23 protein-coding genes are annotated in these 18,751 nt (G+C 68.5%); 21 read left to right on the top strand and 2 right to left on the bottom strand.

The window, feature by feature from the left end:
• Window positions 1–149: 149 nt before the first annotated feature.
• Both ASC92_RS04240 and ASC92_RS04235 read left to right on the top strand, forming a co-directional pair.
• A complete protein-coding gene (locus tag ASC92_RS04240) occupies window positions 150–590 on the top strand; it encodes an OsmC family protein (protein ID WP_056510658.1) in 441 nt (146 codons plus the stop codon).
• A gap of 43 nt (window positions 591–633) precedes the next feature.
• Window positions 634–1,602, top strand: a complete 969-nt coding sequence (locus ASC92_RS04235) for a Bug family tripartite tricarboxylate transporter substrate binding protein (protein WP_056510655.1) — start codon at window positions 634–636, stop codon at window positions 1,600–1,602.
• A 20-nt stretch (window positions 1,603–1,622) separates the two neighbouring features.
• Here the strand turns inward: ASC92_RS04235 and ASC92_RS04230 are convergent, their stop codons facing one another.
• Window positions 1,623–2,339 (bottom strand): Crp/Fnr family transcriptional regulator, encoded by a 717-nt coding sequence (locus ASC92_RS04230; RefSeq protein WP_056510652.1) that lies wholly within the window; start codon window positions 2,337–2,339, stop codon window positions 1,623–1,625.
• Window positions 2,340–2,481: 142 nt separating this feature from the next.
• On the opposite strand from ASC92_RS04230, the gene ASC92_RS04225 reads away from it, so the two are divergent.
• The 19 genes from ASC92_RS04225 to ASC92_RS04140 all read left to right on the top strand — a co-directional run bounded on the left by ASC92_RS04225 (window position 2,482) and on the right by ASC92_RS04140 (window position 17,419).
• Window positions 2,482–2,991 carry an ester cyclase gene (locus tag ASC92_RS04225; protein ID WP_056510648.1) on the top strand — a complete coding sequence of 170 codons (510 nt, stop codon included), beginning with the start codon at window positions 2,482–2,484 and terminating at the stop codon, window positions 2,989–2,991.
• Window positions 2,988–3,761, top strand: a complete 774-nt coding sequence (locus tag ASC92_RS04220; protein WP_056510645.1) for an SDR family NAD(P)-dependent oxidoreductase — start codon at window positions 2,988–2,990, stop codon at window positions 3,759–3,761. The genes ASC92_RS04225 and ASC92_RS04220 overlap by 4 nt, the downstream gene beginning before the upstream one ends.
• A gap of 302 nt (window positions 3,762–4,063) precedes the next feature.
• Window positions 4,064–4,528 carry a hypothetical protein gene (locus tag ASC92_RS29195; protein WP_235505658.1) on the top strand — a complete coding sequence of 155 codons (465 nt, stop codon included), beginning with the start codon at window positions 4,064–4,066 and terminating at the stop codon, window positions 4,526–4,528.
• Window positions 4,529–4,567: 39 nt separating this feature from the next.
• A complete protein-coding gene (locus tag ASC92_RS29190) occupies window positions 4,568–5,140 on the top strand; it encodes a hypothetical protein (RefSeq protein WP_235505656.1) in 573 nt (190 codons plus the stop codon).
• 35 nt (window positions 5,141–5,175) lie between these two features.
• Complete coding sequence (locus tag ASC92_RS04210) at window positions 5,176–6,519, top strand: MFS transporter (RefSeq protein WP_056510643.1); 1,344 nt, start codon at window positions 5,176–5,178, stop codon at window positions 6,517–6,519.
• 99 nt (window positions 6,520–6,618) lie between these two features.
• The gene (locus tag ASC92_RS04205) at window positions 6,619–7,401 is read left to right on the top strand and encodes a GntR family transcriptional regulator (protein WP_056511861.1); all 783 of its coding nucleotides are present in this window, start codon (window positions 6,619–6,621) and stop codon (window positions 7,399–7,401) included.
• Entirely contained in the window at window positions 7,398–8,201 is an 804-nt protein-coding gene (locus ASC92_RS04200) for a transporter substrate-binding domain-containing protein (protein ID WP_056510641.1), read from the top strand. Before ASC92_RS04205 ends, ASC92_RS04200 begins: the two co-directional genes overlap by 4 nt.
• Window positions 8,202–8,216: 15 nt before the next feature.
• Complete coding sequence (locus ASC92_RS04195; protein ID WP_056510638.1) at window positions 8,217–8,879, top strand: amino acid ABC transporter permease; 663 nt, start codon at window positions 8,217–8,219, stop codon at window positions 8,877–8,879.
• Window positions 8,880–8,901: 22 nt separating this feature from the next.
• On the top strand, window positions 8,902–9,555 hold the full coding sequence (locus tag ASC92_RS04190) for an amino acid ABC transporter permease (RefSeq protein WP_056510637.1): 654 nt from the start codon (window positions 8,902–8,904) through the stop codon (window positions 9,553–9,555).
• Window positions 9,539–10,324: an amino acid ABC transporter ATP-binding protein gene (locus ASC92_RS04185; protein WP_056510635.1), complete on the top strand. Its 786-nt coding sequence runs from the start codon at window positions 9,539–9,541 to the stop codon at window positions 10,322–10,324. The genes ASC92_RS04190 and ASC92_RS04185 overlap by 17 nt, the downstream gene beginning before the upstream one ends.
• A 199-nt stretch (window positions 10,325–10,523) precedes the next feature.
• Window positions 10,524–11,105: a DUF1439 domain-containing protein gene (locus tag ASC92_RS04180; protein ID WP_056510631.1), complete on the top strand. Its 582-nt coding sequence runs from the start codon at window positions 10,524–10,526 to the stop codon at window positions 11,103–11,105.
• Entirely contained in the window at window positions 11,102–12,097 is a 996-nt protein-coding gene (locus tag ASC92_RS04175; protein WP_056510629.1) for a glycerophosphodiester phosphodiesterase, read from the top strand. The genes ASC92_RS04180 and ASC92_RS04175 overlap by 4 nt, the downstream gene beginning before the upstream one ends.
• Window positions 12,094–12,372 (top strand): hypothetical protein, encoded by a 279-nt coding sequence (locus tag ASC92_RS04170; RefSeq protein ID WP_157608974.1) that lies wholly within the window; start codon window positions 12,094–12,096, stop codon window positions 12,370–12,372. The genes ASC92_RS04175 and ASC92_RS04170 overlap by 4 nt, the downstream gene beginning before the upstream one ends.
• A 24-nt stretch (window positions 12,373–12,396) precedes the next feature.
• Window positions 12,397–12,795 (top strand): hypothetical protein, encoded by a 399-nt coding sequence (locus ASC92_RS04165; RefSeq protein ID WP_056510625.1) that lies wholly within the window; start codon window positions 12,397–12,399, stop codon window positions 12,793–12,795.
• 77 nt (window positions 12,796–12,872) lie between these two features.
• Window positions 12,873–14,381: a TolC family protein gene (locus ASC92_RS04160; RefSeq protein WP_082519459.1), complete on the top strand. Its 1,509-nt coding sequence runs from the start codon at window positions 12,873–12,875 to the stop codon at window positions 14,379–14,381.
• Between the two features lie 327 nt (window positions 14,382–14,708).
• Entirely contained in the window at window positions 14,709–16,094 is a 1,386-nt protein-coding gene (locus ASC92_RS04155) for a multicopper oxidase family protein (RefSeq protein ID WP_056510623.1), read from the top strand.
• A gap of 30 nt (window positions 16,095–16,124) precedes the next feature.
• Window positions 16,125–16,634, top strand: a complete 510-nt coding sequence (locus ASC92_RS04150) for a plastocyanin/azurin family copper-binding protein (protein WP_056510620.1) — start codon at window positions 16,125–16,127, stop codon at window positions 16,632–16,634.
• Window positions 16,635–16,650: 16 nt separating this feature from the next.
• The gene (locus ASC92_RS04145) at window positions 16,651–17,097 is read left to right on the top strand and encodes a DUF411 domain-containing protein (RefSeq protein ID WP_056510615.1); all 447 of its coding nucleotides are present in this window, start codon (window positions 16,651–16,653) and stop codon (window positions 17,095–17,097) included.
• A 31-nt stretch (window positions 17,098–17,128) separates the two neighbouring features.
• Complete coding sequence (locus ASC92_RS04140; protein ID WP_056510612.1) at window positions 17,129–17,419, top strand: copper-binding protein; 291 nt, start codon at window positions 17,129–17,131, stop codon at window positions 17,417–17,419.
• A gap of 23 nt (window positions 17,420–17,442) precedes the next feature.
• Here ASC92_RS04140 and ASC92_RS04135 read toward each other — a convergent pair whose 3' ends face one another.
• Complete coding sequence (locus tag ASC92_RS04135) at window positions 17,443–18,735, bottom strand: NAD(P)/FAD-dependent oxidoreductase (RefSeq protein WP_056511852.1); 1,293 nt, start codon at window positions 18,733–18,735, stop codon at window positions 17,443–17,445.
• Window positions 18,736–18,751 lie beyond the last annotated feature (16 nt).

Below are 18,751 nucleotides of genomic sequence, written 5' to 3'. Positions count from 1 at the left end.
AGCCCCCCGGAGCGTCGCCTAGGTGACGCCCATTCTTCTGACGCCGCTCTCCCTTCGAGCCTCCGCACGCGCCGTACGACTACAGACAGCCGCCGGTTTCTGGGCGAACCTGCCGTTCCTCCACACACCACCCAAGCGAAGGAACCGACATGCCAGCAGACAAGCACGCAAGCGTCCACTGGGAAGGCGCCGGCAAGACCGGCAAGGGCCAGGTCAGCACCGAGACCGGCGCCCTGAAAGACTACCCCTACGGCTTCGCGAGCCGCTTCGAGGACGACAAGCGCGGCACCAACCCCGAGGAGATCGTCGGCGCGGCGCATGCCGCCTGCTTCACGATGGCATTCGCCTTCGCGCTCGAAAAGGAAGGCCTGGCCGCCACCCGCATCGACACCAAGGCCGCCGTGCGGCTGGCCAAGGACGGCGACGGCTTCAAGATCGACCGCATCCAGCTCGAGCTCGACGCGGCCGTGCCGAACCTTGACGACGCGAAGTTCCAACAGATCGCGGCCGCCGCCAAGGCCGGCTGCCCGCTCTCGAAGGCGCTGGCGAGCGTGCCCGAGATCACGCTGAAGGCCACGCTGGCCGGCTGAGCGCGCTGCCTATGATCGTCTCCTCACAAGAAGGAGACGGATCATGAACAACAAGACTGCCCGGACCGCGCTCGCGGTCCTTTCCCTTGCCATTGGCACCACGGCGATGGCCGCCTACCCCGACAAGCCGATCAAGGTCGTCATCGGCTTCCCGGCCGGCGGCCCGCTCGACCAGCACGCGCGCCTGCTCACCGACAAGCTGCAGGCCGTGCTCGGCCAGCCGCTGATCGTCGACTACAAGCCCGGCGCGGGCGGCTCGGTGGGCGCCGACGCGGTCGCCAAGAGCCCGGCCGACGGCTACACGCTGATGCTGGCCAACACTGGCGTGGCCGTGATCAACGGTGCGCTCTACAGCAAGCTGCCCTACAACACGCAGCGCGACTTCGTGCCCATCGCGCGCACCGCCATGCAGCCGCTGGCGCTGCTGGTCACGCCGAAGCTGCCGGTGCAGAACCTCAGGCAGTTCGTCGACTACGCCAAGGCGCGGCCCGGCCAGGTCAACTACGGTTCGGCCGGCAACGGCGGCATCAGCCACCTCGTGCCCGAGATGTTCAAGACCTCGACCGGCATCTTCATGGTGCACATCCCCTACCGCGGCAGCGCGCCGGCCTTCACCGACCTGATGGGCGGGCAGGTGCAGTTCATGGCCGAGTCGATCCCGCAGGCGGCCAACTACCACAAGCAGGGCAAGGTGCGCGCGCTGGCCGTGACCAGCCGCGAGCGCAACCCCGCCCTGCCCGACGTGCCGACCGTGATCGAGTCGGGCTTCAAGGGCTTCGAAGTGGTGGGCTTCTATGGTTTTTTCGCGCCGAAGGACACGCCGAAAGACGTGGTCGCCAGGCTCGGCGAAGCGTTCAAGCAGGTGCTGACCAGCCCCGAGGTGCGCGAGCGCATGGTGAGCCAGGGCGCCGACCCGGCCTTCCTGGGCAGCGAGGATTTCGCGCGCTTCCTGGCCACCGAAACGCCGCGCTGGGAGAAAGCGGTGAAGGCCTCCGGCGCGCGGATGGATTGAACCGAAGCCCGCCGGCGCGTTCAGCTCGGCGTGGCCGCGTGCCGCTCCAGCTGCGCGCGGCTGAGCAGCTCGATGCTGCGGTAGCGCACGCGCAGCGTGCCATCTTCCTCCCACAGCTTCAGTTGCCGGTTCACGCTCTGGCGCGACACGCCGAGCATGAACGACAGATCTTCCTGCGACACGCCAAGCAGCGTGCCGCCGCCCTCGCCCGGGCTCGATGCGCGCGCGTCCAGCGTCAGCAGCCGGTGCGCGAGCCTCACTGGCAGCGGCATCAGGATCACGTCGTCGATCCACGCCAGCGCCTGGCGCAGCCGCAGGCACACCAGCCGCGTGAAGGCCATGTGCACGTCGGGATGCTCGGCCACCAGCTGGTGGAAGTCGGCCGCCGCGACCACGGCCATCTCGGTCGTGTCGACCGCGCAGGTGTCGTAGACGCGCTCGCGCCCGACCAGCAGCGACACCTCGCCGAACCAGTGCCCGGGTTCGAGCATGGCAATCACCGCCTCGCGCCCGCCCGGCGCGACCACGCTCACGCGCAGTGAACCGCTGACCACGCCGAACAGCGCATCAGGCAGCGAACCCTTGTGGAACAGCGACTCGCCGCGCGCCAGCGTGCGCCGGTGCGCCACCGCGAGCAGCCGCTGCTGCACGTCGTCGGCCAGCCGCATGTCGCCATTGTGCGCCGGTGTCGACGGCGCATCCGGCTTGCTGCTGGAAGAGAGGGGCGTGCGTGGCATCGCGGGTTTGTCCGGAGCGGCGATTGCCAACACCGGACAGTCTTGTTTCAGGGGCGTGCCGATAGTACGCAGCGAGCCCGGGCCGGCGCATTCGCAGCAACCCGATGTCACCTGTCGTCCCTGTCACATGGAGCACACCCCGATGAACACACAACGCACCGAACTTCAGGCCCGCCGCGAGCGCCTCGTGCTCGATCACTTCGCCGACGAAACCCGGCAGGACTTCGACGCCGTGCTCGGCACCTTCCCGCACCCGCACTACGAGCTGATCCCGAGCGGCGAGGTGCACGACGGCATTGCCGACGTGCGCCAGTACTACACCGACACGCGCCGCGCCTTTCCCGACCAGCGCCACGAGATCATCCAGCTGCGGCATGCCGACGATTCGGTGGTCGTCGAGTTCTGGCTGCTGGGCACGCATCGCGGTCCGCTCAAGGGCCTGCCGCCGACGGGCAACAGCTTTCGCTGCCGCATGAACGCCTTCTTCATCTTCGAAGGCGACCGGCTGGTGTGCGAGCGCGTGTACTTCGACACACTGACGATGTTGCGGCAACTGCTGGCGGGCGTACCCGCGGAGCATGTGGCCGCTCTGGTGAGCGGGCTGCTGGGCCAGCCCGCAGCCGCACGCCCGCAAGAAGCGGCAGCCGCATGACTGCGCTGCGCAACGATGCGCTCGCGGGCCGACACGCCGTCGTGACGGGTGGCGCGCGCGGCATCGGCCTGGCGATTGCGCGGCGCTACCTCGCGGCCGGCGCCAGCGTCGCGCTGTGGGACCTCAATGCGTCCGTGATGGCGAATGCGCTTCAAACGCTCGCGCCGCTCGGCACCGCGACCTCGGCTGTCGTCGATGTGCGCGACGAGGAGCAGATCGCCCGCGCGGCCTCGCAGTCGCAGGAGCGCTTCGGCGGCATCGACATCCTCATCAACAACGCGGGCGTGCTCGGCCCGACCGTGCCGGCCTGGGAGCACACGCCCGCACAGTGGCGCAACGTGCTCGACATCAACCTGACGGGCGCGTGGCTGTGCTGCCGCGCGGTGGCGCCGGTGATGCTCGCGCAGCGGCGCGGACGCATCGTCAACATCGCATCGGTTGCGGGCAAGGAAGGCAACGGCTTCAACGCCGCGTATTCGGCGTCGAAGGCGGGGCTCATCGCGCTGACCAAGTCGCTCGGCAAGGAGCTTGCTTCTTCGGGCGTGCTGGTGAACTGCATCACGCCGTCTGCGGCCGACACCGAAGTGTTCGCGGCCGTGCCTGCGGAGCACCGCGAACAGCTGCGGACTGCGCTGCTGTCGCGCGTGCCGATGGGGCGCTTTGTCGAGGTCGATGAGGTGGCGGCCATGGCTGCGTGGCTTGCATCGGATGAATGTTCGTTCAGCACGGGTGCGGTGTTCGACATATCCGGCGGGCGGTCGATGTACTGAGTGGAGATGTTCAGGGCACGTGCACAGGCCACCGGGTACTCCCCTCCGCGAATGTCCCCCGCTTCGCTCCTCCTTTATTTCGCTGCGGGGAGCACCCGGTGCCCTGTGCACGAGGACACGCTGCTGGTTCGCGGCTGTGAACAACGCCGCTCTGAACGATCACGCCGATGGTGGGCTTCTTTTCGCGAAATAAAGGAGGAGCGAAGCGGGGACATTCGCGAAAAGAAGCACGCCGTCGGCGGGATCGCGCCCTGAACAACAACCGCAACGAATCGAAAAGCAAGCATTCATTCCAGGAGACGATGATGATCCGAGACCCCGAACCCACCGGCTTCGCCCAGCTGACCGAATTCGACGGCGCGCGCAACGCAGCCATGCCGCAAGACCGCCTGCGCACCATCCGCCACGGCGCCGAGGCACTGCGCGAGCGGCTGCTCGACGCGCCGCCCGTGCGCTTCGCGCGCAGCTTCAACCTGCTGCGCATTCCGTACCCCGCATGGTTCGCCTTCACCGGCGTCTACTCGCAGCAGCTGCTCAAGCCGCACATGGTGCATCTGCTGGCGCGCACCGTGCTGATCCAGTACGACGACTTCGAAGGCCGCTTGCGCACGCTGCTGTTCACGCCGGCCGACTTCGAGGCCGGCAACGAAACGCCCTATTTCAAGCGCCTGAGCGAGCAGACGCCGAAGTTCCTGCACAAGGCCATCGCGCCGGTCTATCAGACCGTACCGCAAGCGCTGGCGAGCTGCGGCATCGCGCCGGAGTAAGTCGACTACATCACCTACGACCACCTGCACACGCAGGACGTGCGCCGTTGGCTCGGCAACGCCGGCACGCCCGGCCTGCTGCCGAACGCAAGGCTGCTGGTGCACCGCCAGGAGCTCGCGAACGTGCAGGGCCTGCTGCCGGTACAGGCCGAGTGGTACTGCCCGCGCGGCGTCGACGGCGTGCCGGCCGAACGCATCGTCGCCTTCGACGGCAGCATCCAGTTGGGCCGCGGGCTCGCCCTGGTGCACACGCCGGGCCACACCGAGGGCAACCATTCGCTGGTCTACCGCACCGGCGACGGCCTGCGCGTGAGCAGCGAGAACGGCGTGGCGGCCGACAGCTGGGCGCCTTTGCAGTCGCGGCACAACGGCATCCGCCGCTACGCGCAGGCCACGGGCGCGGAGGTGATCCTCAACGGCAACACGCAGGAGGGCAGCAACGACCAGTACCTCTCGATGGTGCTGGAGAAGACCCTCGCCGGCACCTCGTCCTCGCACGGGTTCAGCAACGTGGTGCCGTCGGCCGAATGCTCGCCGCACTGGCTGTTTCCGGGTGCGCCGGCCAGCCACCTGTGGGGCGAGACGAGCTTCGGCACGCCCACGGTCGCCTGAAGCATCTCGGCAGGAACAACAGAAGGAGACACACGATGAACACCGCCACACTCGACGCAGCGGATGCGCGCACCCCGGCAGCAGATACCGCCGCACGCGAAGACGCCGCGCTCTTCCGCAGGATCACCTGGCGCCTGATGCCGCTGCTGTGCGCCTGCTACGTGCTGAACTACCTCGACCGAACCAACGTGGGCTACGCGCAGCTGCAGATGAAGGACCAGCTCGGCTTCAGCGACGCGGTGTTCGGCCTGGGCGCGGGCATCTTCTTCATCGGCTATGCGGTGTTCGAGATCCCGAGCAACCTGATGCTCGCGAAGATCGGCGTGCGCGCGACGCTGCTGCGCATCATGGGCCTGTGGGGGCTGGCGTCGGCGGCGATGATGTTCGCGACCACGCCCACGCAGTTCTATGTGCTGCGCTTTTTCATCGGCGTGTTCGAGGCCGGCTTTGCGCCGGGGGTGCTGTTCTACCTGACGCTGTGGTTCCCCTCGCACCGCCGCGCGCAGGCCACTGCGCTGTTCTTCATGGCCTTCGGCGCCGCGCCCATCGTGGCGGGGCCCATCGCGGGGCTCACGATGACGTATCTCGACGGCGTGCTGTCGCTGCGCGGCTGGCAGTGGCTGTTCCTGCTCGAAGGGATTCCGAGCGTGCTGCTCGGCGTGGCGGCTTTCCGCTGGTTGTCGAACAGCCCGTCGCAGGCGGCCTGGCTGTCGCCGGCGCAGAAGCAGCGCGTGGCGCGCCTGCTGGCCGACGACCAGGCCGCCAATGGCGCCACCGGGCGCCACACCTTCGGCGCGGCGATGCGCGACGCCCGGGTGTGGCTGATCGGCTTCATGTCGTTCCTGATCATCCTCGGCATCTATGCGCTGTCGTTCTGGCAGCCCACGATCCTGAAGTCGATGGGGCTCAGCGTGCTGCAGATCGGCTTCTATTCGGTCATTCCGGCGGTGGCGGGCATCGCGGCCAACATCGTCGTCGGGCGGCATTCGGACCGGCGCAAGGAGCGCCGCTGGCATTTCGCGCTGAGCGCGATGGTGGGCGCGGCCGGGCTGGCGCTGACCACGCTGTTCATGCACAACGCCTTCGCCGCCGTGCTGTGCCTGGCACTGGCGGCCATGGGCATTTCCGCCGCGTTCACCGTGCTCTGGTCGGTGCCCGGCAATTTCATGTCAAAGAGCGCCGCGGCCGCGGGCATCGCGCTCATCAGCACCATCGGAGGCAGCGCGGGACTGGTGGCGCCGATGATGGTCGGCGCGCTCAAGACGCTGACGGGCGGATTCACGGCCAGCCTGTACGTGCTGAGCGGGGCGCTGGTGCTGTCGGCGTTGCTCATGCTTGTGGCACTGCCGGCCAGCGCGCTGGGCCGCACCAGGCACTGAGCAACGCGCCAGACCGGGGCCCCGGGGGCGGGGCCACGTCCCATTTCGGTGCACAGATCTTGCATACCAGTTGGCACAGAAGCTGCTGGTATGCAGGCCATGGCCACCTCCGCATCCCAAATCAGTGCACGCATCATCGAAGCGGTGATGGCGCAGAAGCTCGCGCCGGGTTCGCGCCTGGGCGAGCAGCAGCTGGCAATGCTGTTCGACTGCAGCCGCACCATCGTGCGAGAGGCGCTCACGCGGCTGGCGGCGCGCGGCATCGTCACGGTGAGCGCACGGCGCGGCTGGTTCGTCATCGAGCCCTCGCAGGACGAGGCGCGCGAGGCCTTCGAGGCCCGGCGCGTCATCGAACTGGGGCTGATCCGCAGCGCGGGCAGCGCCGGCAAGATCGACAAGGCCGCCCTGCGCGAGCTGAAAGCGCACCTTCAGCGTGAAAAAGCCGCACTGAAAGAGAGCGACGTCGGCAACCGCAGCTTCCTGCTCGGCGACTTCCATGTGTGCCTGGCCGAATGCCTGGGCAACACGCTGCTGGCCGACACGCTGCGCGACTACACGGCGCGCACCACGCTGATCGCCATGCTCTACCAGTCCACGCACGACGCGGTGCAGTCGTGCGAAGACCACGTGCAGATCGTCGCGGCGCTGGAGCGCGGCGACCACGCCGCCGCCGAGGCGCTGATGGCCGCGCACATCGGCACGGTGCAGTCGGCGCTGCGCGTGCAGGCGCCCGCCGATCCGCTCGCGCAGCTGCGCGATGCGCTGGCGCCGCTGCAGAACACGAACACCGCTGCCGCAGCAGCAGCGCCCAAGGGCAAACGCCGCAAGGCGGCCGCATCCCCCGCTTCCGATTCTTCGACTTACCTAGGAGCCCTGCTATGACCTTCTCTTCCCTGTCCAAACGCCGCTTCTCGCTCGCACTGGCGTCCGTCGCCATGCTGGCCGCCGCGGGCGCCGCCCAGGCCCAGAACGCACTCGACAACGTGCTCAAGGCCAAGACCATCAAGATCGCCGTGCCGACCGACTACCCGCCTTATGGCTCGGTCGACAGGAACATGAAGCCGCAGGGCCTCGACGTGGAAATGGCCGAACTCATCGCCGCCAAGCTCGGCGTGAAAGTCGAGCTGGTGCCCGTGACCAGCGCCAACCGCATTCCGTACCTGCAGACGCGCAAGGCCGACCTCGTGATTTCCACGCTCGGCAAGAACCCGGAGCGCGAGAAGGTGATCGACTTCACCTCGGCCTACGCGCCCTTCTTCCAGGCCGTGTATGCGGCCAAGAGCATGAAGCTCACCAGCTTCGCCGACATGGCCGGCAAGACCGTCGCCGTGACGCGCGGCGCGATGGAAGACCAGGAACTGAACAAGGTGGCGCCTTCGAACGTCGACTACCGCCGCTTCGAGGACAACAACGCGACGATCGCGGCCTTCGTGGCCGGACAAACGCAAACCATCGCAACCAGCGCGGCGGTCGCCGGCGACATGCTCGCCAAGAATCCGAAGGTGAGCGCCGAGTTCAAGCTGCTGCTGAAGGACAGCCCCTGCTTCGTCGGCGTCGCCAAGGGCGAAACCGCATTGAAGACCAAGGTCAACGAGATCATTGCCGCCGCCAGGAAGGATGGCACGCTGGACGCCATGTCGAAGAAGTGGCTCGGCAAGGCCGCTGGCGACCTGCCCGTCTGATCGAACTGCGCGGCCATGAACATCGAATTCGACTTCGGGGCGGTTCTGTCGGAATGGCCGCTGCTGCTTCGCGGCGTGGCGTGGACCATCGGCCTCACCGCCGTGGGCACCGTGCTGGGCATGATCGTGGGCACCTTCTGCGCGTGGGCGCGTGCCAACGGCCCCGCATGGCTGCGCGCCATCGTGGGCACCTACGTGGAGCTGATCCGCAACACGCCCTTCATCGTGCAGCTGTTTTTCATCTTCTTCGGACTGCCCGCGGCGGGCGTCAAGCTCACGCCGGAGACGGCGTCGATCATCGCGATGGTGATGAACCTCGGGGCCTACTCCACCGAGATCATCCGCGCCGGCATCGAGGCCACGCCCAAGGGGCAGATCGAAGCGGCCGTGAGCCTGGCGCTCAGCAAGTCGCAGGTGTTCCTTCGGGTGGTGCTGCCGCCGGCGCTGAAGAAGGTGTGGCCCGCCATGGTGAGCCAGATCATCATCGTGATGCTGGGCTCGGCCGTGTGCGGGCAGATCTCGACCGAGGAGCTGAGCTATGCGGCCAACCTCATCCAGAGCCGCAACTTCCGCGCCTTCGAGGCCTTCATCATCGCCACGCTGATCTACCTGGCGCTGTCGGTGGCGCTGCGGCGGCTGCTCGACTGGGCCGGGCCGAAATTCTTCTTCGGCCGCTGAACGCGGGAAAGCCACACACACCATGGTCGATTTTTCCCTCTGGGACATCCTGCGCAACCTGCTGATGGCGCTGCGCTGGACCGTCGTGCTGTCGCTCATCGCCTTCATTGGCGGCGGACTGGTCGGCGCCCTGCTGCTGTTCCTGCGCCTGCGCGGCGGCAGCGCCATGAACCGCGCCGTCGGCCTCTACGTTCAGCTCTTTCAGGGCACGCCGCTGCTGATGCAGCTGTTTCTCGCCTACTTCGGCATCGCGCTGTTCGGCATCGACGTGTCGGCGTGGACCGCGGCCAGCGTGGCGCTCACGCTCTACACCAGCGCATTTCTCACCGAGATATGGCGCGGCTGCGTGGCCTCGATCCCGAAGGGCCAGTGGGAAGCCTCGGGCAGCCTGGCCCTGAGCTTCGGCGAGCAGATGCGCCACGTGATCCTGCCGCAGGCCGTGAAGATCGCCATTGCGCCGACGGTGGGCTTCCTGGTGCAGGTGATCAAGGGCACGGCGCTGGCGTCGGTGATCGGCTTCGTCGAGCTCACCAAGGCCGGCAGCATGATTTCGAACGCCACCTTCAAGCCCTTCGTGGTGTTCAGCTGCGTGGCCCTGCTTTATTTCGTGCTGTGCTTTCCCGTGAGCCTGTACGCCAAGACCCTCGAGAGGAAGACCCATGGCCGCCGTGCTTGAACCGCAACAACAGCAACCCGCCACCTCGGTGGGCGCACCCATCGTGCGCATCACCGCGCTGCGCAAGTCCTACGGCACCAACGAAGTGTTGAAAGGCATCGACCTCGACGTGAAGCGCGGCGAGGTGATCGCCATCATCGGCAAGAGCGGCTCGGGCAAGAGCACGCTGCTGCGTTGCATCAACGGACTCGAGGTGTTCCAGGAAGGCTCGCTCACCGTCGACGGCAAGCCGCTGCTGCACGAAAGCACCATGGCCATGCGCGAGTTGCGCCAGCGCGTGGGCATGATCTTCCAGAGCTTCAACCTGTTTCCGCATCTCACGGTCGGCAAGAACGTGATGCTCGCGCCCACGCTGGTGAAGAAGCGCAGCAGCATGGAGGCGGCCTCTCAGGCGCGCAAGCTGCTCGACCGCGTGGGGCTTGCCGAGAAGTTCGACGCCATGCCTGACCAGCTCTCGGGCGGCCAGCAGCAGCGCGTGGCGATTGCCCGCGCACTGGCGATGGAACCGGCCGTGCTGCTGTGCGACGAAATCACCTCGGCGCTCGACCCCGAACTGGTGGGCGAAGTGCTGCGCGTGGTGGAGTCGCTGGCCGACGAGGGCATCACACTCCTGATGGTGACGCACGAGATGAGCTTTGCGCGCAAGGTGAGCGACCGCGTCATCTTCATGCACCAGGGACGTGTGCACGAGATGGGGCCGCCGGCGGAGCTGTTCGGGAATCCGCAGACGGCGGAGTTGAAGCAGTTTCTTTCTTCGCTGCACGACTGACTTGCCTCGGGGTGCGTGCACAGGGCACCGGGTGCTCCCCTCCGCGAATGTCCCCCGCTTCGCTCCTCCTTTATTTCGCTGCGGGGAGCACCCGGTGCCCTGCGCACGAGAGGGGCGGTCGTGGGGCTGACCAATCAATCACGGCGCTGACGATCGCGCTGGCGGGAACGTTCCCGCCTGTGGCAAGCTCGGAGCCCCTATGAACCTCCGCACCCCGTTCCCCACCTCCCGCCGCCGGGTGCTGCGCGCGCTGCTGGGCGCCGCGGCCCTGCAGGCGCCCTTCGCGGCGCTGGCCGGCTTCAATTTCTTCACGAGCGAATACACCGCCACCCGCGACGAGCTGCAGATTCAGATCGCCAAGCGGTTTCCGGTGGCCGAGCGCTATGCCGAGATCTTCATGGTCGGGCTGCGCGATCCGCAACTGGGCCTGGATGCGCGCAGCAACCGTGCGGCTATCACGGCCACGTTGACCATTGCCAGTCCCCTGCTAGCGGCCTCGCCGGTGCAGGGCGTGGTGTCGGTCAGCAGCGCATTGAAGTACGACGCGGCCACGCGTGCGCTGCGGCTCGACCAGCCCAAGGCCGAGCGCCTCGAGCTGCAGGGCGTGGAAGGCCGCGATGCCGAGCGGCTGCAGAAGATGGGCGCGATAGTTGCGCAGGAGCTGCTGCAGGGCCAAGTGCTGCGCAGCTTCACGGCCGACGAACTGACGGTCGGGCGCAAGACCTACGAGATCGGCGACATCACGGTGCTGGACGACGGCATCAAGGTACAACTCAAATGAAATATGCGGCGCTTTTCGCCTCCGCCCTGCTCGTCGCCGGCTGCGCCGCCATCTTGCCCGCGGCCAAGCAGCACTTCGACCTCGAAGCCCACCGCGGCGGACGCGGGCTGGCACCCGAGAACACGCTGGCCGCGTTCTCCAACGCCATCGACCTCGGCGTGACCACGCTCGAACTCGACATCGGGCTTACGGTCGATGGCGTGGTCGTGATCTCGCACGACACGTCGCTCAACCCCGACCACACGCGCGATGCGAGCGGCGCATGGCTGGCGCCGAACAGCGGCGCGGCGATCCGCTCGCTCACGCTGGCGCAGTTGCAGACCTACGACGTGGGCCGCCTCAACCCGGCGAGCAACTACGGCAAGCAGTTCGCGCTGCAGCAGCCGCGCGACGGCGAGCGCATCCCGACGCTGGCCGCGCTGTTCGCGCAGGTGCAGGCGCGCGGCGCCGACGCGGCGACGGTGCGCTTCAACATCGAGACCAAGATCGACCCGACCAAGCCGGAGGAAACCGCCGCGCCCGAGCCGATGGTGCGCGCGCTGCTCGCCGAGATCGACAAGGCGAAGATGACCGACCGCGTGACGATCCAGAGCTTCGACTGGCGCACGCTGGCGCTGGTCGGCCGGCTCGCGCCGCAGTTGCCGCGCGCCTACCTCACGACGGCCCGCACGCTGAAGGACAGCCGCTGGACGGCCGGCCACGACGCGGCGGGTTTCGCGTCGGTGCCGCAGATGGTCAGGGCCGCTTCGGCCAATGCACCCGGGCCGGTGATCTGGTCGCCTGCCTTCGCCGACCTCACGCCCACTGTCATCAAGGAAGCCCAGAAGCTCGGCCTGAAGGTGCTGCCCTGGACGGTGAACCAGCGCGCCGACATGCAGCGGCTGATGGACTGGGGCGCGGACGGGATCATCACCGACTACCCGGACGTCCTGCGCGACCTGATGCGCGAGCGCGGGCTGTCGCTGCCGCCGCCCGGGAAGACCACGCCATGAACGCCGCATCGCAGCTCGACGCCATCGCCGCGCACATCGCGGCGCTGCGCACCGACTCCGGCGGCTCCGTCACCGCGCTGTCGAACGAAGCGCGCAGCAGCGCCGAACTGATCGGCGCCCTGCCCCCGCGCTATGGCGAGGTGCTGCTGAGCCTGCTCGACCGGCTGGAGTCGAGCGCGCTCTTCAGCGAGGAAAGCTGCTCCTTCAGCCAGAAGGACCTGCTCGACAACCTGCAGGTGTGGGCGGACAAGGCCCGCGGCCAGCTGGTGTCTTAGGCCGCAGGTTTATCATCCCGCCCCATGCGCACCCTGCTGCTCGCCCTCATGATCGTCCTGCTGCCCGTCCGCGGCTGGCTCGGCGACGCGATGGCGGTCGAGATGGTGCGGCATTCGCTGCCGGCGGCGGCAGCGGCCGTCTCGATGGCCAGTGCGGCCACCGAGGCCCATTGCCATGAGGCAATGGAGGCCGGCAACGGCATGGACATGAACATGTCCGGCCATGACAGCCACGACGACGGCGGTGCCGACCACCAAGGTTGCGGCACCTGCACCGCCTGCCAGGTCTGCCACACCGTCGCGCTCGGCGGCATGCCCCTCGTCGGCATCGTGCACAGCGCGCCCCAGGCGCCGCCAGCGGCGCACGCGGCCCGCTTCGCCAGTGCGGAGCCCGTTGCGGGCCTGAAGCCGCCCATTTCCTGATCTCCCTGCCCGTAGTCCGTCCGCGGTGAGCCTGTTCCGGCTCGCGGCGTTCGTCGTATTGCTCATGGAGATCGAGCGTGAACCCCTTTGTTGGCCGGCAGCCTGCCGGTATCTATCGCAAGCGCAGCGGCCGGCGTCCGCCCAGCGCCCGCAGGCCCCGGCTTTCATTCCTCAGAACCAGCGCCGCGCTGGCCGCCGCGCTGGTGCTGGCCGGTTGCGCCAGCCTCTCGCCCGACGGCGGCAGCGCCGACGTGCAGGCGCTGGTCTCGGGCAACCCGCTCATGGCAGGCGCAACGGCCCGGCGCGCCCCGGACGAAGCCTCGCGCAAGCACATCGACGAGTTGCTCGCCGGGCCGCTTGACGCCGAGGCCGCCGTGCGCATCGCGCTGGCCAACAGCCCGCGCGTGCAGGACGCCTTCGCCACCCTGCAGCTCAGCGACGCCGACCGCGTGCAGGCGCAGAGCCTGCCGAACCCGGTGTTCGCCTTCGGCCGCCTGACCGAGGGCAGCGAGCGCGAGATCGACCGGCTGCTGAGCTTCAACGTGGTGGGCCTGCTCACTCTGCCTTGGCAGGCGCGCTGGGCCGGCCAGCGGCACGAGTCGGCCAAGCTGCAGGCCGCGCAGAGCGTGCTGGTGCTGGCCGCCGACACGCGCCGCGCCTGGGTGCGCGCGGTGGCCGCGCAGCAGGGCGTGGCCTACCTGCGCGACGCGAGGGAGGCCACCGAAGCCGGTGCCGAACTCGCGCACCGCATGGCCCAGGTCGGCAACTGGAGCGCGCTGCAGCGCACGCGCGAGCAACTGCTGCTGGCCGATGCATCCGCGCAGCTCGCGCGTGCCGAGCAGGCAGCCGTCGCCTCGCGCGAACAGCTCACCCGGCTGCTCGGACTGAGTGGCGACCACGCCGCCAAGTACACCCTGCCCGACCGCCTGCCGCCGTTGCCCAAGGCAGCGCCTGAACTCGGCGACGTGCAGGCGCTCGCACTGCGCGACCGGCTCGACGTGCGCTCGGCCCAGGCGCAGAACACGGCCATGGCCGGCTCGCTCGGCCTCACGCGCGCCACGAGCGTGATCAACGCGATGGAGCTCGGCGTTGCGCACAACAGCAAGTTCGACAACGGCGCAGACCGCTCGCACAGAACGCAGCGCGGCTTCGAGCTGGAGCTGCCGATTCCGATCTTCGACTGGGGCCAGGCGCGCAGCGGACGCGCCGAGGCGCTGTACATGCAATCGGCCGCCCGCGTGCGCAACGTGGGCGTGCTGGCCGCGAGCGAGGCGCGCGAGGCATGGCAGGGCTGGAACACCGCCTACGCCCTCGCCCGCCGCTACCGCGACGAGGTGCTGCCGCTGCGCAAGAAGGTCAACGAAGAGATGGTGCTGCGCTACAACGGCATGCTCGCGAGCGTGTGGGAACTGCTCGGCGAAACGCGCGCCAGCATGCTGGTGGTGAATGCGGGCATCGAGGCGCAGCGCGATTTCTGGCTGGCGGACACCGATCTGCAGCTGGTGCTTACGGGCAGCTCTCCCGGTGGAATGACGGCCCCGCAGACCGCGGCGGCCGGCGATGCGCCTGCGGCGGGAGGGCACTGAAATGCGTTCTTGCTCTTCTCCAGGGCGCGGTCCCGCCGACGGCGTGCTCTGTTTCGCGAATGTCCCCCGCCCTTCGGGCTCCTCCTTTATTTCGCGAAACAGAGCCCCCCATCGACGTGATCGGTCAGTGCGGTGGTTGATCGGCCGCACACCAGCAGCGTGTCCTCGTGCGAAGGACACCGGGTGGCTCCCGCAGCGAAATAAAGGAGGAGGCGAAGCCGGGGGACATTCGCGGAGGGAGTCACCCGGTGGCCTTCGCACGCACCCCGAACAAGAGCGCCCCGAACAACAAGCGCCTCGCAACCCAACCCACTGTGGAAAACTGAAATGAACCGCCGCAACTTCTTCGCAGGCGCAGCCACAACCGTCGCCGCGACCACCGTAAGCCGCGTGTCCATGGCCGCGCTGCCCGAGCCGGTGTCCCAAAGCTCCACCGCCACAGCGGCGCCGCTGATGCCGCCGAACGGCCGCTCCTACAACCCCGTCGTCACGCTCAACGGCTGGACGCTGCCCTGGCGCATGAACGCCGGCGTCAAGGAATTCCACCTCGTCGCCGAACCCGTCGTGCGCGAGATGGCACCCGGCTTCAAGGTCAACATGTGGGGCTACAACGGCCAGTCGCCCGGCCCGACCATCGAGGTGGTCGAGGGCGACCGCGTGCGCATCTTCGTGACCAACCGGCTGCCCGAGCACACCACCGTGCACTGGCACGGCCAGCGCCTGCCCAACGGCATGGACGGCGTGGGCGGCATCACGCAGCCGCACATTCCGCCGGGCAAGACCTTCGTCTACGAATTCACGGCGCGCCGGCCCGGCACCTTCATGTACCACCCGCATGCCGACGAGATGGTGCAGATGGCGATGGGGATGATGGGTTTCTGGGTCACGCACCCGAAGGCCGAGCATCCGCTGATCGAGAGGGTCGAGCGCGACTTCTGCTTCCTGCTCGGCAGCTTCGACGTGGAGCCCGGCAGCGCCACCCCCAAGGTCAACACCATGACCGACTTCAACATCTGGAGCTTCAACAGCCGCGTGTTCCCGGCCATCGACACGCTCAACGTGCGCAAGGGCGACCGCGTGCGCATCCGCGTGGGCAACCTCACGATGACCAACCATCCGATCCACATCCACGGCCACGAGTTCGAGGTGACCGGCACCGACGGCGGCCCCGTGCCGCGCACCGCGCGCTGGCCCGAGGTGTCGGTGGACGTGGCGGTGGGCCAGATGCGGCAGATGGAATTCATCGCCGACGAGGAAGGCGACTGGTCGCTGCACTGCCACAAGGCGCACCACACCATGGGGCCGATGGGGCACGACGTGCCGACCATGATCGGCGTGGACCACAAGGGCGTGGCCGAAAAGATCAGGAAGCTCGTGCCCGACTACATGGTGATGGGCGACAAGGGCATGGCGGACATGGGCGAAATGGAGATGCCCATTCCCGACAACACGGTGCCGATGATGACGGGCACCGGCCCGTTCGGTTCGGCCGAGATGGGCGGCATGTTCACGCTGCTGAAGGTACGGCGCGACCAGAAGCCCGGCGACTACCGCGACCCGGGGTGGTTCAAGCACCCGGCCGGCACGGTCGCACGCGAAGTGCCGAACGCGAATGTGCCGCCGGCCACGCGCAAGTCGCCCGCGCCCTCGACGGACGGTAACCCCGATGCAACCGTGCGCAAGCCTTCCGGGCACGGCGCGCAGAACCACTGATCCCTTTCATTTTTTTATGGAACTCGCACCATGAACAAGACATTCAAGTCCATCGCCGCAGGCCTCGCGCTCGCAGCAGTTGCCGCAGCCTCACTGGCTCACGAAAGCCACAGCGCCAAGCCGAAAAGCGCCGCCGCGCTCGCCCCCGAGCAGAAGGCCTGGGGCATCGCGGGCAAAGCAGGTGCCGTGAAGCGCACCATCGACATCGCGATGGCCGACGACATGACGTTCTCGCCCTCGGTCATCGAGGTGCGCGAAGGCGACACCATCCGACTGCGCCTGAAGAACCGCGGCAAGGAACTGCACGAACTCGTGCTCGGCACCACCGCCGAGATCGAGGCGCACGCGGCCATGATGAAGAAATTCCCGGGCATGGAGCATGACGATCCATGGATGGTGCACGTGCCCGCCGGCAAGACCGGCGACATGGTCTGGACCTTCAACCGCGCGGGCGATTTCGACTTCGCCTGCCTCGTGAAGGACCACTACGAACTCGGCATGGCAGGCCGCATCCGCGTGCTGCCGGCCGGCCAGTCCTGACAGGGAGGAGAAGCTCATGCAAAGAAGAACCCTTCTGGCGCTTGCCGTCACGCTGCCATTCGCCCCCCTCGCCATGGCCGCGGCACCGATGGTCGAGATCTGGAAAGACCCGGGCTGCGGCTGCTGCCAGGACTGGGTCAAACACCTCAACAAGAACGGCTTCGCCACCCGCGTGCACGACGAGGGCAACGCCGCCGCGCGCACCCGGCTGGGCGTGCCCGCCAAACTGGGCTCGTGCCACACGGGCGTCGTCGGCGGCTACGCCATCGAAGGCCATGTGCCCGCGCGCGAGGTGCAGCGGCTGCTCAAGGAAAAGCCCACGGCCGTGGGCCTCGCGGTGCCCGGCATGCCGGTCGGCTCGCCGGGCATGGACGGCCCGGCCTATGGCGACCAGCGCGATCCCTACGACGTTCTGCTGGTGCTCGCCGACGGCAGCACGCGCATCTACCAAAGCTATCGCTGAATCAACCAGCAACCAACGAAAGCAAACCGTCATGAAGAAACTGTTCACCGCACTCTCCGCCGCCCTGCTCGCCGCAGCCGCCTTCGCGCAGGCCGCATTGCCATCCGTCGAAGGCGAGGTCCGCAAGATCGACACCGACGCGAAGAAGATCACGCTGAAGCACGGCGACATTCCCAACCTCGAAATGACCGGCATGACGATGGTCTTCCGCGTGAGCGACCCTGCGTTGCTCACCAAGGTGAAGCCGGGCGACAAGGTGCAGTTCACGGCCGACAAGGTCGATGGCGCCCTCACGGTGCTGTCGATCGCGCCGGTGAACTGACGCGCTCGGCATGCCGACTGACCCTATGGCTTGAAGCGGCCCGGGTCGAACGGCGCCAGCGGTATCTCCGCCGCAACGCCCGCGAGCAGTTGCGCCGCCAGGCGCCCCGTGCGCGCCGAGCCGCACAGGCCCACATGGCCATGCCCGAAGGCCAGAACGATGTCGGCGCTGGCGGCGGCCGGGCCGATGCAGGGAAGTCCGTCGGGCAGGCTCGGGCGGTGGCCGAGCCAGTGCCTCGCCGGCGATGCGCCCGCTGCGAGCGCGGGAAACATCGATTGCAGATGCCGGTGCAGGATCTCGGCGCGGCGCCAGTCGGGCGCCGCGCCGAGGCCGGCGATCTCGACCTGTCCCGCCGCGCGCAGGCCGCCGTCCATCCAGTGAGCGATGAGCTTGCCGTCGGCCACCATCGTCGGCGTGCGCGGGCCGGCCGTGGCGTCTTCGACGACCACGTGGTAGCCGCGCTCGGACTCCAGCGGCACCGCGGAGCCGGCCGCCGCCGCGAGGGGGCCCGAGCGCGCACCGGCGCAGATGGCGGCGCCGTCGCAGACGATGTCGCCGGCCTCGGTGCGCACTGCGCGCAGCCGCCCGCCCTCGACGAGAAAGCCCGTCGCGCGGGCGGTGATGCGTTCGGCGCCCGCATCGAGCGCATGCCGCGCCAAGGCGGCCACGTAGGCGCCCGGATTGCGGCAATGGCCGGCTTCGGGCACGAAGATGCCGAGCGTGTAGCGCGCGTCCAGATCGGGCTCGCGGCGGCGCAGTTCGTCTTCGCTCCACTCGTTCCACTGGATGCCCACGCGCCGGCGCACGCGCCAGCCCAGCGCATCGCCATCGAACTCCGCGCGCGAGCGATAGGCATGCAGCAGCCCGCGCCGCTCGATGAGCTGCGGCACGCCGGCCTCGGCCGCGAGTTGCGCGTGCAGCGCGGGCGCATCGACCAGCAGCGTGCGCAGCGCGTCGGCCGCGCGCTGCACGCGCGCCTCGGTCAGGCCCGAAGCCAGGTAGCGCAGCAACCACGGCAAGGCGCGCGGCAGGTAGCGCCAGCGCAGGGCGAGCGGACCGAGCGGGTCGGCCAGCCAGCCCGGCACCTTGCGCCAGGCGCCCGGCAACGCGGGCGGCACCACGGAGTGCGACGACCGCCAGCCGGCATTGCCGTAGCTCGTGGCATGCGGGCCGCCCGGTTCGCCGGGCTCCAGCACCGTCACGCGCAGGCCCGCGCGCAGCGCCTCGATGGCGGTGGCGCTGCCCACCGCGCCCGCGCCGATCACCACCACATGGCGGCGTCCGCCGCCGGGAGAGAAACTTCTTGCAACCGTCATGGCAAGGATCGTAGAG

Source organism: Variovorax sp. Root411, from assembly GCF_001425205.1.
Lineage (GTDB): Bacteria > Pseudomonadota > Gammaproteobacteria > Burkholderiales > Burkholderiaceae_C > Variovorax.
This window is presented reverse-complemented; position numbering and strand designations above follow the sequence as displayed.